General features: G+C 41.7%; 16 protein-coding genes and 2 tRNA genes. All 18 read right to left on the bottom strand.

From position 1 onward, the window contains the following. A partial coding sequence (locus tag VMW39_02195; GenBank protein HUW22829.1) for a polysaccharide biosynthesis/export family protein occupies positions 1 to 308 on the bottom strand: 308 nt, incomplete at its 3' end. Positions 309 to 1284: 976 nt separating this feature from the next. After that, on the bottom strand, positions 1285 to 1800 hold the full coding sequence (locus VMW39_02190) for an adenine phosphoribosyltransferase (GenBank protein HUW22828.1): 516 nt from the start codon (positions 1798 to 1800) through the stop codon (positions 1285 to 1287). Positions 1801 to 1811: 11 nt separating this feature from the next. Next, positions 1812 to 2651 carry a sigma-70 family RNA polymerase sigma factor gene (locus tag VMW39_02185; protein ID HUW22827.1) on the bottom strand — a complete coding sequence of 280 codons (840 nt, stop codon included), beginning with the start codon at positions 2649 to 2651 and terminating at the stop codon, positions 1812 to 1814. Positions 2652 to 2681: 30 nt separating this feature from the next. Beyond that, on the bottom strand, positions 2682 to 3266 hold the full coding sequence (locus VMW39_02180) for a peptidoglycan DD-metalloendopeptidase family protein (protein HUW22826.1): 585 nt from the start codon (positions 3264 to 3266) through the stop codon (positions 2682 to 2684). A gap of 133 nt (positions 3267 to 3399) precedes the next feature. Further along, positions 3400 to 3478 (bottom strand) — tRNA-Pro (locus VMW39_02175). Positions 3479 to 3563: 85 nt separating this feature from the next. Continuing rightward, positions 3564 to 4055: a small multi-drug export protein gene (locus VMW39_02170; GenBank protein HUW22825.1), complete on the bottom strand. Its 492-nt coding sequence runs from the start codon at positions 4053 to 4055 to the stop codon at positions 3564 to 3566. Between the two features lie 2 nt (positions 4056 to 4057). Continuing rightward, entirely contained in the window at positions 4058 to 4705 is a 648-nt protein-coding gene (locus VMW39_02165) for a protein-L-isoaspartate(D-aspartate) O-methyltransferase (GenBank protein HUW22824.1), read from the bottom strand. Positions 4706 to 4715: 10 nt separating this feature from the next. Beyond that, positions 4716 to 5231 (bottom strand): small multi-drug export protein, encoded by a 516-nt coding sequence (locus tag VMW39_02160; GenBank protein ID HUW22823.1) that lies wholly within the window; start codon positions 5229 to 5231, stop codon positions 4716 to 4718. Positions 5232 to 5267: 36 nt separating this feature from the next. Further along, complete coding sequence (locus tag VMW39_02155) at positions 5268 to 5948, bottom strand: diphthine--ammonia ligase (protein ID HUW22822.1); 681 nt, start codon at positions 5946 to 5948, stop codon at positions 5268 to 5270. 335 nt (positions 5949 to 6283) lie between these two features. Further along, a tRNA-Pro gene (locus VMW39_02150) sits at positions 6284 to 6357 on the bottom strand. A gap of 241 nt (positions 6358 to 6598) precedes the next feature. After that, positions 6599 to 6952: a MerR family transcriptional regulator gene (locus VMW39_02145; GenBank protein HUW22821.1), complete on the bottom strand. Its 354-nt coding sequence runs from the start codon at positions 6950 to 6952 to the stop codon at positions 6599 to 6601. Positions 6953 to 6984: 32 nt separating this feature from the next. Beyond that, positions 6985 to 7248, bottom strand: coding sequence for an HU family DNA-binding protein (locus tag VMW39_02140; protein HUW22820.1), 264 nt, complete (start codon positions 7246 to 7248; stop codon positions 6985 to 6987). A gap of 85 nt (positions 7249 to 7333) precedes the next feature. After that, positions 7334 to 8359: an NAD(P)H-dependent glycerol-3-phosphate dehydrogenase gene (locus VMW39_02135; GenBank protein HUW22819.1), complete on the bottom strand. Its 1026-nt coding sequence runs from the start codon at positions 8357 to 8359 to the stop codon at positions 7334 to 7336. 14 nt (positions 8360 to 8373) lie between these two features. Next, positions 8374 to 9027 (bottom strand): glycerol-3-phosphate 1-O-acyltransferase PlsY, encoded by a 654-nt coding sequence (gene plsY / locus VMW39_02130; protein HUW22818.1) that lies wholly within the window; start codon positions 9025 to 9027, stop codon positions 8374 to 8376. An 85-nt stretch (positions 9028 to 9112) separates the two neighbouring features. Next, positions 9113 to 9661 (bottom strand): CDP-alcohol phosphatidyltransferase family protein, encoded by a 549-nt coding sequence (locus tag VMW39_02125; protein ID HUW22817.1) that lies wholly within the window; start codon positions 9659 to 9661, stop codon positions 9113 to 9115. Between the two features lie 51 nt (positions 9662 to 9712). After that, positions 9713 to 11053 (bottom strand): GTPase HflX, encoded by a 1341-nt coding sequence (hflX, locus tag VMW39_02120; protein ID HUW22816.1) that lies wholly within the window; start codon positions 11051 to 11053, stop codon positions 9713 to 9715. Positions 11054 to 11241: 188 nt separating this feature from the next. After that, complete coding sequence (gene miaA / locus VMW39_02115) at positions 11242 to 12177, bottom strand: tRNA (adenosine(37)-N6)-dimethylallyltransferase MiaA (protein ID HUW22815.1); 936 nt, start codon at positions 12175 to 12177, stop codon at positions 11242 to 11244. A gap of 154 nt (positions 12178 to 12331) precedes the next feature. Next, positions 12332 to 13486: ATP-binding protein (locus VMW39_02110; protein HUW22814.1), on the bottom strand; the 1155-nt coding region annotated here is incomplete at its 5' end.

Below are 13486 nucleotides of genomic sequence, written 5' to 3'. Positions count from 1 at the left end.
ATACTGGTGACCACAACGGTTACTTCTGGTTTTTGCACATATTCTGACAGCATTCCGGTAATTATTTCGTCCAATTTTGCCGGCGTTAATCCGTTGGCATTCACATCCCCTATCAGGGAGAACGACATTCTGCCGTCTGGTCGGACAGTTACTATCCTGTCAAGTTCCGGGTGCTGCCACACAGAAATCTCTAACACATCTCCCGGGCCAATAGTATAGGGTAAATTTTCCGCAGCAAAGAAAGCAGGTGTCCCTGCCAGAAGCACCACTAATACCAAAGAGACAATCAATCTTATCTTGGTGGACATATTTTATAGACCTCCTTCCTGCAAATGCAAAGACGCGGAACGCGAGATAGTTCAATCCCTTGACCACTCGATAGCAGGTCCCGGTTTCATAACTATTTGGTTTCAAAGTTTAAATAAAAAAATATAAATTACTATATTTTACATCATTAATATTACAATGGTGTAACAAAACTGTAAAAACTTTGTAAACTTTTCAGCGCTCAGAAAAATAAACTATTTAGCTCCAATTATCCCTGGGTTGTTGCGGTTAGTCCGCGCGGTCGTGGTGCACGAGTACTTTTTTATTCCAGCGAGGGAAACAGCCTCAATTAAATTAGAAGTTTCCCCTTTTTCCTATATCTGGAACATATGTCCTTATTTTAGAACATAGATAAAAACTTTTACTATTGCTGAATTAAATTGCTTTAAATAAAAACCTAAGCAATTAATTTACGATATTTGTTAAAATTCGACGATATACGACGGTTTTGAACGATAATAGACAGAATTAGATAGTAAACTAAAATAGAATAACAAATTTTTCTTAATTTTGTCAAGTACATTGTGTAATTTTAAAAATTAACCCATTCTCCCCAAAAATAATTCTTTCCATATTCTGGATTCTGAAAAAAGCTCATCGATTTAGTCTTCTCCCTCACTTCCCGGAAGAGCGCTTTCAATAATTTTGGTAGTGGGAAGTCTTTTCTAATCTTTTACACGGCAGGCGGAGAAGTCTAACAACCTGCATTAATAACCGTAATAGTAACAAATTTATTTTACGCTTGTCGGAAGGCGAGCATTAAAATAAAGGTTAAAGCCAAAATAAGATACTTTATACTCTTTATTCTAATGGGTTTTTTTGTTTTTACAATAGAGCAAACAGATAATTTTGTGACATTTTTTGACAAAAAAAAGACCCATTAAAAAATGGGTCTTTGGGGTAAGTAGAAGTAAAACAATCTATAAAAAATAATGAAAGTTCGGTAACCTCGGAGGACTAATATTTTATTATGGAAAGTACCTCGTATCCTTTTAGTTTCTCGATGCCCTTCAAGTCGGTTAATTCTATCAAGAAACAGATACCCATAACTTTCCCTTTCAATTTCTCTACCAGGTCAATTGTGGCTTTAGCTGTGCCGCCTGTGGCCAGGAGATCGTCGACAATTAGGATATTGGCGCCCGGCTGGAAAGCATCGGCGTGCATCTCGAGGGTATCGGTTCCATACTCGAGCTCATAGGTCGTCTCCACAGTCTTATAGGGCAATTTGCCTTTCTTGCGCACAGGAATAACACCAGCGTTTAATTTATAGGCTAATGGGGCGGCAACAATGAAGCCACGCGATTCCACAGCTACAATCTGGTCAATCTTTTTTCCTTCATAATGCTCGGCCAAAGTATCGATTGCCTGGTGAAACCGGGGACCGTTCTGGAGGAGTGTGGTAATGTCTCTAAAAAGGATTCCCTTCTTGGGAAAATCCGGAATACTACGAATTAGTTCCTTGAGCTGTTCCATCTTAAATTCTCCTATTCTAATCCATGAAGCTGCATTCTAAGAACAATCTTTTTTAATCTCTCTATTGCCCTCTTTTCTATTTGTCTTATTCTCTCTCGGGAGAGATCCATTTTCTCACCAACTTCCCTGAGGTTGTATCCTTTCCCGTCAACCATTCCGTAGCGCAATTTAATGACTTTTAATTCCTGAGGGCTTAGCTTTTTCAAAATTTCTGCCAACTCTTCATGAGACTTTATCAAATCTACAACACGGTCTGGTGATCCCTTTTCTTCATCTCGAATCAGATCTTTCAGGAAAATATCGAATTTATCTCCCAGAGGACTATCCAGAGAACCGACCCTTTCAAAGACCCGGATTTCCTGCATAAACTTCTGGGTCTTCTTTATGGAAAGGCGCAGTTTCTTTGCCACTTCTGCCGTAGTTGGTTGTCTCTCTAACTCTTCGCGCATCCTTTCAGAAACATTAATGAGTTTCTTTATTGCCTCATAGGCGTAAAGTGGAATGTGGATGGTCTTAGTCTGGCTCAAGATTGCCCGCTGAATATACTGTCTAATCCACCAGAAAGCGTAAGTGGAAAAGTTATAACCCATTTTGTGGTCATATTTATCAATCGCTTTTATAAGGCCTACATTCCCCTCCTCGATTAAATCCAAAAAGTCGAGACCATAGCAAGAATATCGTTTGGCAATGCTAATAACTAACCTTAAGTTCCCCTCAATCACTCGCTTTTTTGCTTTGCCATCTCCCTTCTTTATTTTGGGAAAGAGATCGGTCATCTCTTTTTCCGTGACCTGAGGAATCGTCCTCAGCTCTTGCATATATAGTTTTACTGAATCCAAACTGTGTGCCATTTTGTCTATTTCCAGGATAAAGTTTGCTTCTTAAGGCAGATAGAACACAGGATTGACCGCTTTACCCCTCTCCCTTATTTCAAAATGTAGGTGCGGTACATCTGCCCAACCAGTTGCTCCCACTTGGGCGATTGCCTGCCCTTTGTTTATCCTTTCCCCCTCTCTGGCTAAATTTATGAGATTATGAGCGTAGACGCTCGAATAATCCTCATTATGTTTGATTATCACCATGTTCCCATATCCCCGGAGTTTATCGTTACTATAAGTCACAATACCATCGTAAATAGCTACTATAGGCGTTCCTTCCCTGCCTTCGATGTCCACGCCCTGGTGGCGCTTACCATTCAGTTTCCCAAATCCCACCAATATCTCTCCTCTTAGAGGCCAGGAGAAATCGATGAGTTCAGGTGGCGGCTTCGCTTCTTCTTTTTTTTCCGGAGAAGGTCGCTTTGGAACATAGGCTAAAGTATCCTTTCTCTCCTTAGCGCCGGGGACAAAAATTAATTGGCCTGTTTTAATTCTGGTAGCATCAGCCAAATGGTTTATCCTTGCTATCTCATCTAAGTCGACCTCATAGACCCTGGAAATTCTCCATAGAGTCTCACCCTTCTGCACTCTATGGTAAATTCCTGATGGGAAAAAAGCACACCCAGACAGCAGAATTATAAGAAAGAACTTTAAAAAAACAAATCTCCTACGTTTATTATACGTAAAATTTAGCCTCACTGTCAAGACCAAAGCCTCCGGATGGTCGGGGCGAGCCGATTCGAACGGCCGACCTCACGGTCCCGAACCGTGCGCTCTAGACCAGACTGAGCTACGCCCCGTCCTTTTTTTGTCCTCTCTTATCTCTTCTCCCCCCTGGGAAAAGGTCCTTATCCCCTCCTCTCTCCTTGGGGGTGAGGGGAAATATTAGAATATCTTAATTACACCAAGACTGACAAGAGTAACAATTACTCCAGCTATCAACACACCATTAGCTATAGAGAACGCTGCCCACCTTCTTCTGATGCCGAAAAGAAACGCTGCCACGCATCCAGTCCACGCTCCGGTCACTGGCAGAGGAATGGCCACAAAAAAGATAAGACCAATCGCTCCATACTTCTCTACAATCTTGCTTCTCCTCTTGGTGCGAGCAAATAGCCAGCTGAAAAATTTCTCAGCCCAGTTAAATCTCATGCTCAGCCATTTAGATACAGATTCCAGAAAAAGAAGGAGCGGTATTATTGGAATTAGATTCCCAATTATAGATAAAAAAAATGCCTTTTCAACAGGGAAATGAAAAACCCCCAAAGCCAGGGGAATCGACCCACGAAGCTCGGAAACAGGCAAAGCAGCCACAAGTACTGTCACCAGCTCTGGAGGGAATAGTCGATTCAAAAATTTAATTATTTCCTGAATCATTATTAGTCAGTATCCCTATAGCCATATTCTCCGATTAAAGGAACAAACACACAGCCGCAAACAGACTTTCTTATCATTTTACCTTTTCTCTTCTCGATTAGGATTAAATCCTGTGACCACCTTCCGCCTATGGGAATTACAAGTTTACCCATTTCGTCTAACTGTATAAATAGCGGCTGAGGGACATCAGGAGCGCTGGCAGTAACAATAATTTTCTGGTAAGGAGAGAATTCTTCCCAGCCTTTTGTGCCATCACCAACGAGAACCTTCACATTCTGGTAGTTTAACTCTTTGAGTATTTTTTCCGCCCTTTCGGCTAACAAGTTATGCCTTTCTACTGTATATACTTCCTTCCCCAGTTCAGCGAGAATTGCTGCTTGATAACCAGAGCCAGTACCGATTTCCAGAACTTTATCTTCCCCTGATAAATTGAGAAGGTCTGTCATCAGGGCAACGATATAAGGCTGGGAGATTGTCTGCTCCTCTCCTATGGGAAGAGGATGGTCGTTGTAGGAGTGGCTCTGAAACTGTTCTGGGACAAAAAGATGGCGGGGAACTTTTCTGAATGCTTCAATTACCCTGGGAGTGACTACTCCTCGGCGCATTATCTGCTGGGTAATCATCTCTTCTTGTAAACTTTTGAAATCTATCACGTTCCCTCTATGCAAAAAGTAAAAGGATTAACTCTTTAATCCCCTGAATACCCAAAGATATAAGTGAAGCACCTAAAAAACTGCCCAAACAGATTAGAAGATATGCCCTGGTTATTTTCAACTTGAGAAAGCGTGATAAGAGAACACCAGACCATATTCCCCCACCAACAAATGGCAAGGCGGCAATGGCTATAACTCCAAACTGTCCCCATCTTTGAGCGCGTTTGAGAATTCGAGAATGAAATTTTCGCTCTCTTCTAAAGATTTTTTTCTTGGTAAACTTCTCAATTCCTCTTCGAATACGGCGAAAGAATATTCTTCCCCTGGCGAGGAAAGTTCTTGAATTCGTGACCTTATTGAAGATATGCAGCCACAAAGGAACAGTAATAATATCTATTGGCCAGGTAACGCAGACTGCCCAATACCACCTATGTAAGATGGCTAAAGCGTAAGGAATAGAAACCAGTCGCCCGAAAAAAATGTGAGTTAAAAAAATACTAGGCACCAACCATAAAAATCTCATCTCTTCTCCTTAAATAAAACCAAACAATCCATCTCTCTAAAGCCTGGCCGGCTCGGTAAAGTCTTGTAATGAATATTCCACAGTATCTAAAAACCAGCAACCTTCTCGTGCAATCGACTTCTTCTCAGTTATTCTTATTTTCTTCTTGAACATCGGGCCGTCGAACACCAGGGTATGGTATTCACCATTCTCCCCACAAATATCAATACTATTTTCTTTTAGATATTTGAAAAAATCTCTATCTATTTTCCTACCAATCCATTCTTCGCCAAACAGGTCCACTTTGGCACTAACTATTATCGCCTCAAACCCGGCATCTATAAAGTCAAGCAGAATTCTTTCTGGTTCTTCTCCCCACAGTGGCTCAACTGCCTCAATTCCCAACTCTCCACAGACCCTCTTCACCCAATCCTTGTGTTCTTGCAAATAAATATCGCCAAAAATCATACCTTTTACGCCATTAGGAATTAAACCTCGCACTGCTTCTTTGAATTCTTGTTCATAGCCATTACCGGTAGTCTCTTTTTGTAATAAAGGTAGACCCAATGCTTCAGCCTGCAATTGAATCAATTTATCCTCTGTGCCATGAAAACTTACTCTTTTATATTCTTTAGAGATAAAATTTACCAGATAAGAAATATCATATCCACCACACATTGCCCTATAACAGGCAAAACAACTATCTTTACCACCACTCCAGGAACCAATATAGCTCATAGCCTACCTTCCTGTCCTTCTGGAGTCCTCCCGAAAGGGAGGAATGTAGTTGAAATGGGGACAGCGACTATTTACTCCAAAACTTCAAAAATCAAGCTCCGACCCCTTGTCGCATAATTAAGTATTGTGTCCCCATAATTTCTAAGATAACGTTCTCTAATATCATTTAGATTTTTCATGTAATTTAATATAAGAATTAAGTGCTTCAAGCATATCCTTTATTTCATCAGCTGGCACCTTTTTTTTAATTATATGAAGATGGTTTAATTTCAAAAACAGTGTAGTGTAGCCCTTTATGGGCGTAATTCTTACGGGCATAAAGCCCTACACTACAATCGGGGCGAGCGGATTCGAACCGCTGACCCCCAGACCCCCAGCCTGGTGCGCTAACCAACTGCGCCACGCCCCGATATGCAAATTCCTCCCTTTCGGGAGGACTCCAAAAGTCATGGAGTCCTTGCGAAAGCAAGGATAATTGCCTTCCTCCCTTTCGGGAGGGTTCCAAAAGACTGTGGAGTAGCAGAGCTTGCTCTGCGTTATTAACGCGAAACAAGTTTCGCTACTCCAAAAGTCATGGAGTCCTTGCGAATCGCGTAGGGGCGACCCTTGTGGTCGCCCGAACCTCCCTTTCGGGAGGACTTCACATTTTATTATTTTTCCAGGAGTTTGAGTATTTCTTTTATCTCCTTTTTTGTATCCTTTAGTGCGCTTATAGCAGCGCTATCCTTTCCCCAGTCGAGTTTCAGCTGCTCTTTCTTGTTCTTTCTATCCTCAAGTAAATGTCTCTTTGCACCAGCTATACTGAATCTCCTCTCGTAAAGCAATTCTTTTATCTCACTAATCACCTCTAAGTCTTTACGAGTATACTTTCGATGCCCGCTTTCCCTTCTCGCTGGTCGGAGCAGCTTAAATTCCGACTCCCAGTACCTCAGGATATAAGACTTTACACCAGTGATTTTACTCGTTTCTCCTATGGAAAAGAAATTTTTATCTGGAATTTGCATAGTCGTTCCTACTCACCTCATTATAAATTTTCTTAATCCTCCAAAATCTCCTTAGCCGGCTTAAACTTGACAACTCTTTTTGCTGAAATTTCTATTGGTTGTCCCGTCCTGGGATTACGACCCATCCTTGGTTTCCTTGCTCGCACACTGAAAGTTCCAAATCCCGAGATTCCTACTCTGTCATTCTTCCCTAAGGCCTGCTTGATAACGGAAAACAAGGCATTGACAGCATCCTTCGCTTCTTGCTTAGCGCAAGTGACTCTGGCAACTTCTTCAATCAGATCGGATTTGTTCATTTACTTCCTCCTTCCAAACTTCCTAATTTTACATTTTAGCGCTTTGGTTCTCACGAGACGCAGGTTAAAACCTGCGACTACCTAGTTACATTTTCAGAAAATCTTCTTCTAACTCTGGCTTTGCTTGTCGAAGCATCAAATCTTTCACTGCCTCAGATGGCTTCTTGTTCTTAAAAATAACTTTATACACTTCCTCAGTGATAGGCATAGAAACTTTGTATTTCTTTGCCAGTTGATAAGCTGCTTTTGTAGTGCGGATTCCCTCAACAACCATCTTTATCTCGGAGAGCGCTTTTTTTAAGGTCTCGCCCTGACCGATTTTCTCTCCAAAACTTCGATTCCGACTGTAGCCACTTGTGCAGGTCACAATCAGGTCTCCCATTCCGGAAAGTCCTGAAAATGTTAAGGGTTTTGCTCCCAGAGCTTTGCCTAACCGCGTAATTTCTACTAATCCTCTGGTAATTAATCCTGCCTTGCTGTTATCGCCCAATCCCAACCCATCGCCAATCCCGGCAGCTAAGGCAATAATGTTCTTTAACGCCCCACCCATTTCCACTCCAATAATGTCCGGATTTGTATATACCCGAAAGAATGGCGCAAAAAAGATTTTTTGAACTTCCTGGTTCAACTTTTCGTTCCTGGAAGCCACCACAACTGTAGTGGGAATTTTTCTACTGACCTCCTCTGCATGGGAAGGACCTGAGAGAACTACAATCCGTTTTCCTAATTTCTCGGGTAACTCTTCAGATAAGACTTGAGACATTCTGAGAAGAGTTTTATCTTCCAGTCCTTTGGACACATTCACAATTATTATATCTTCTGGCAAAGGGACTTTTGCCATCTTTTTTGCTACTCTTCTAACCACATGTGAGGGGAGAGCTACTATAACCAATCCGACGCCATCGAGAGCATAAGAAATGTTGGAAATGATTTCAATTTCCCGGGGAATATCTATCCAGGGCAAGAATCTAAGCTTGCGTTTCTCTCTAAGTATTTGAGCCTGTTTTTTCTCAAATTCCCAGACTTTTACAAAAAATCCTTTTTCAAAAAGCATTATAGCAAGCGTTATTCCCCAGCTCCCTGCACCCAGTATAGCGACACTTTTCACCATTTTCCTTTTCCTTCTTAAAAGTTGGAAATTTTTTCTTTATTTCTTACCCATTCGATTCTATTTTCTGTGCCAGCAATTAACCTCTTTATATTAGCCTGGTGCCTGGCTACTACCACCAGGGCGACAAAACTGCCGAAAAAGACTAACATTAGCGATTCCTTGAATAATAGGCAATTTAAAGGAAATGCCAAAACTGCAAACATTGAACCTAAAGATACATAGCGAGTTAAACCTGTTACCACTACAAAGATTGCCAGACTCACTAAGGCAGGAAGGAGTGCCAACCCCAGGGAAACCCCGCAACCAGTAGCTACGCCCTTTCCTCCACGGAACTTCAAAAATATAGTCCAGTTATGTCCGACGATTGCAGCTAATCCAGCGAGTATCCTGACCAAGTTAAAAGCTTGTAGCGATATTCCTGCACTTCCACCCAACTGGAATAAACTGACCAGATGGATAGCGAGAAACCCCTTGGAAATATCTAAAAGAAGAACCACAATGGCCGGCAAAGTTCCCATCACTCGAAAGACATTGGTAGCTCCCACATTTTTGCTTCCCTCTTGCCTAAGGTCGACACGCTTAATTAACTTTCCCGCGAGGTAACCGAAGGGAAGAGAACCGATCAAATAGGCACTTAATAAAATTAATATAAATTTAAATATATCCATTATATGGACTCCTTGCGAATCGCGTAGGGGCGACCCTTGTGGTCGCCCGAACCTCCCTTTCGGGAGGACTCCAAAACTTTTTACGTTAAGCAGTCTCCTTACTTATCATACGAATTCCGCGAAGGCAATATTCCATTCCTGAAATAACCGTAAATAGAATCATAACAGAGAGAATAAATGGCTTAACTGCCAACCACTTTCCCTCTGCCAGATAACCACTGCTACTTAGAAGAACTAAAAACACTACAGTCATCTGCAAAACCGCAGACGTTTTCCCCATTATAGTAGGGATAATTGTGGACATACCTGTGGAAAAATAGATTATTAACCAGCCTGAGATAAGAACCAAATCTCGACCGAAAATAATAATCACTACCCACAGGGGAACAAGCTTCAGGATGGCTAAGATTATATAAGCAGAAGTCAATAAAAGTTTGTCTGCCAGAGGATCGAGGATACTTCCCAATTTTGTCTTCTGTTTCTGAATACGGGCAGCAATTCCATCCAGTCCATCGGAGACAATTGCCAATGAGAATAGAAGCAAAGGCAAATAAATATGGCGTTTGAGTAAGAGAATCACGAAAGCCGGGATTATGACTATACGAAAAAGAGAAATATAATTAGCCAAATTCAAATTTAACTCCTAAGGTAGTCGCAACCTTCAGGTTGCGAATTCAAACGCAGACTAAAGTCTGCGTCTGCCTCTTACTCCATGGACTGCGCGCCGACGTTTTTTCTTAATAAACTCTTTTAACCTTTGAACAGTCTTCTGGTCAAGTTGTGCCTGAAGTAGTATGTCTTTATCATTATACTTACGGGAAAGGACTGTACCCTTTTCGTAGACCAGATTCACCAGGTCACTGCGAGCCTGAGGAATTACGAGTTCTATGGTGTTCCTATCTTTTCCGAAGTGCTCAATTATCCTATCATACAATCTATCCAGACCCAAACCCTTCTTAGCGGAAATATTTATACTATCTTTATACTTCCTTTTCAGACGAGGCAAGAGTGGTTTATTTTTAATCAGGTCCATTTTATTAAAAATAGTTATCGTCGGCTTACCCAGAGCATCAAGTTCCTGAAGAACCTTCTCTACGGCAATAATCTGTTTTTGAAACTCAGGATGGCTGGCATCCACGATGTGAAGAAGTAAGTCACTGGAAGTAACCTCTTCCAGGGTCGCTCTGAAGGCAGCTACTAATTGATGGGGTAGTTTATGAATAAACCCTACTGTATCTACAAGTAGTACTTTCTCTTTGTTGGGCAAAATCAACCCGCGTATGGTGGGATCGAGAGTGGAGAATAGTTTATCCTCTACGAAGACGTGGGAAGAGGTCAGGGTATTCAGCAAAGTTGTTTTCCCTGAATTGGTGTAACCCACAATGGCAATAATCGACAGGGGAACTCTTTGCCGTCTTTGTCTCTGCTGCTCACGGTGCTCACTTACTTTATTTATCTCCTTTTGCAGTTTACTTATCCGTTCCTCTACCTTCCTTCTATCATATTCCAGTTTCTTCTCTCCCGGACCACGCACTCCAATGCCACCTACCTGTTGGGCAAGAGTTACTCCTTTTCCAGTCAAGCGAGGCAAAAGGTAAGTTAACTGAGCCAACTCTACCTGTAATTTCCCCTCCTGGGTGCGAGCTCTACTGGCGAATATGTCTAAAATTAAGCGAGTGCGGTCAATAACCTTGCACTTAATAATTTCTTCTAAATTTCTCTGCTGCGCAGGCGAAAGGTCATCATCAAAAATGACTGTATTAATTTCCTGTTCAGCGCAGAGATTTTTTATCTCCGAAGCTTTTCCTCTCCCGATAAAGCAGGCGGGATCGATTCGCTCTCTTCTTTGGGTTGTTTGACAAGTAACTTCAGCATTGGCTGAACTCGTCAGAAAAGCCAGTTCCTCCAGGCTTTCCTCAACCAGCCTGGCATTTTTACCCATCAGTTCTACTCCTACCAGAAGCACTTTCTCCTTTTTGTAATATTCCGTCTCCTTAAGTTTCTTAATTAAAAAGCCCCCTTTCAATTACTTTTCCAAAAGTTGTGGGTAGTGTAGCCCTTTATGGGCGTAATGTTTACGGGGACAAGCCCCTACACTACAAATTTCAAATTACGGGCATAAAGCCCTACACTACATTTACACGGTTAAAAGCGTGCCTATAAATCTAACATTTGAAAAGATAGTTCAGAAAAGACTTTAACAAGTTTGGTTTATTATACTAAAAATCGCTTTCTTTGACAAATATTTTTTATCTCTCCAGCAACTTCTTTTGCCTTCTTTCCTTCATCCATCTTAATCCAGTGGATTCGCCCATCCTTCCTCCACCAGGTCAATTGCCTTTTGGCATAGCGCCGTGTATCCCTTTTAATCAGATATTTCATTCTCTCCCGGTCGTATTTTCCTTCTAAAAATTCTATTGCCTGTCTGTATCCTAAACCCTGTAGAGAGTTAAGTCTTTTGGAATAGCCCTTGGTTAACAATTTTTTAACTTCCCCGATCAGTCCTTCCTTAACCATTTCATCCACCCGACGACCAATTCTCTCATAGACGAGGTTTCTTTCCCAATCGAGACCGAATGTAATTATTGGATAGGGAAGAGAGTATCTCCTATCCTGCCAGGCAGAGAAGGGAATCTTGGTTAAAGAGTATATTTCTAAAGCACGAATGATTCGTTTTAGATTATTTGGGTGAATTTTCTCGCAAGCCTTTTTATCGATTTTCCCAAGTCTTTTATAAAGATAACTTCTACCATATTTCTTAGCAAGTTGAGAAAGATGTTTCCTGACTTTATCATTTCTCGACGGGATAGGACAGATACCGTCGGTTATGGTGCGGATATATAAAGCAGTGCCCCCAATCAAAATAGGTAGTTTCTCTTTCTTGAAAATTCTTTCAATAGCTTTTATTGCTCTCAACTGAAATTCGCCAGCGCTGAACTCCTCATCCGGATACTTGATATCAATAAGGTGATGGGGAATAGTCTGTCTTATTCTTCTCGAAGGCTTGGCAGTTCCAATGTTAAGATATTTATATACCTGCATCGAATCAGCAGAAATAATTTCGGCGTTAACCTTCCTGGCTAAAGATAAGGCAACTTCCGTCTTCCCGGAAGCAGTTGGCCCAAGTAAAACAATTATTGGTTTTCGCATATTTAAGTGACCAAGCGGGGTTCCTCCCTTTCGGGAGGAATCCAATAATTGGAGTAGCACCGCTTGCGGTGCGTTGACGCGAAACAAGTTTCGCTATTTCCCCTCTCCTTCTTTTTCTCCCTTTCCCCTCGGGGAGAGGGTAAGGGTGAGGGGGTTAAGTTTTTTTCTCTTCCCATATTGGTAAAGAAATAATAAACCTGGTTCCCTTCCCTATCTCGCTTTCTACATTTATATTTCCGTTATGGTCTTTTACTATCCGATAAGCCATTGACAGGCCCACCCCCGTTCCTCGCGGACCCTTGGTAGTATAGAAGATATCATACAATTTTTTCAAGTTCTCTTTGGGAATCCCGCAACCATTATCTGCGAGAATTACCTCAACTCTATGGGGATCATCTTTTTCCACTCTTACTGAAATGGTAAGTTCTCCTTTCTTACCAGCCATTGCCTCGCAGGCATTTAAAATCATATTCAAAAATACCTGTTCCAGCTGGACGCCAATCCCTTTTATCTTCGGCAAATCCTGAGGAATGTCTTTATTTACATTAATCCCTCCATGGATAATTTGATACTGGGCTAAACTCAATGCATCTTCCATTACAGGATTCAAGTCTACCTGCTCAAAATCCCTGTCCGCAGGCTTGGCATAACCCCTTATTCTCTGGACAAGGTCAGCTGCCCGGTGAGCAGTATCTATTACTTTATTCATCCTGTCTTCCATCGCTTCCAAGGCCTTTTTACCTTTTTCAGTCAGATTCTCCTGAGTGAAATCTTCTTTTATATCACGGAGGCACAATTGACATCCCAGGCTAATAACCCCTAAAGGGTTATCTATTTGATGGGCAAAGCCAGCAGCCAACTCACCTATGGAAGAAAGCTTAGCTGCCTGAAGTATTGTCGCTTGAGCCTCTTTAAGTTCCTGATAGAACTGAGCATTCTCAATTGCTAAACCCGCCTGCCCCGCCAAAATCTTAAACATGCCTAAATCGTCAGGCGTGTAAATCTCTTTGGAACGCTTTGTACCCAACACCAAAAAGGCGACCAGCTCTCCACCAAGAAAAGCAGGCAATAGTACAGCCGCTCCCATACTTCTCAATTGTGCTTTAATTTCTTTCAGATGTTCAGGCTCGTTGGTCTCAAAATGACTGATAACTTCCTCTCTTAAGAGAGGTCTTGTATCTCTGTTTTTGGATAATATCCGAATTAAAGGAGCATCCTGGGATAGAGAATCCCCAAACTGTCTTCTTCTCTCCTTGCCATAGTGGACCTCCCGCACATATTCATTAGCTTTTCCGTCCAATAAATAGAT

The sequence above is a fragment of the bacterium genome, from assembly GCA_035530055.1.
Lineage (GTDB): Bacteria > UBA6262 > WVXT01 > WVXT01 > WVXT01 > WVXT01.
This window is presented reverse-complemented; position numbering and strand designations above follow the sequence as displayed.

What these genes read in the sequence shown, in the direction of transcription:
- miaA (HUW22815.1), bottom strand. Translation starts at nt 12,177, where the DNA reads ATGCGAAAACCAATAATTGTTTTACTTGGGCCAACTGCTTCCGGGAAG.
- VMW39_02145 (HUW22821.1), bottom strand. Translation starts at nt 6,952, where the DNA reads ATGCAAATTCCAGATAAAAATTTCTTTTCCATAGGAGAAACGAGTAAA.
- plsY (HUW22818.1), bottom strand. Translation starts at nt 9,027, where the DNA reads ATGGATATATTTAAATTTATATTAATTTTATTAAGTGCCTATTTGATC.
- VMW39_02155 (HUW22822.1), bottom strand. Translation starts at nt 5,948, where the DNA reads ATGAGCTATATTGGTTCCTGGAGTGGTGGTAAAGATAGTTGTTTTGCC.
- VMW39_02135 (HUW22819.1), bottom strand. Translation starts at nt 8,359, where the DNA reads ATGGTGAAAAGTGTCGCTATACTGGGTGCAGGGAGCTGGGGAATAACG.
- VMW39_02140 (HUW22820.1), bottom strand. Translation starts at nt 7,248, where the DNA reads ATGAACAAATCCGATCTGATTGAAGAAGTTGCCAGAGTCACTTGCGCT.
- VMW39_02170 (HUW22825.1), bottom strand. Translation starts at nt 4,055, where the DNA reads ATGATTCAGGAAATAATTAAATTTTTGAATCGACTATTCCCTCCAGAG.
- VMW39_02185 (HUW22827.1), bottom strand. Translation starts at nt 2,651, where the DNA reads ATGGCACACAGTTTGGATTCAGTAAAACTATATATGCAAGAGCTGAGG.
- VMW39_02190 (HUW22828.1), bottom strand. Translation starts at nt 1,800, where the DNA reads ATGGAACAGCTCAAGGAACTAATTCGTAGTATTCCGGATTTTCCCAAG.
- VMW39_02160 (HUW22823.1), bottom strand. Translation starts at nt 5,231, where the DNA reads ATGAGATTTTTATGGTTGGTGCCTAGTATTTTTTTAACTCACATTTTT.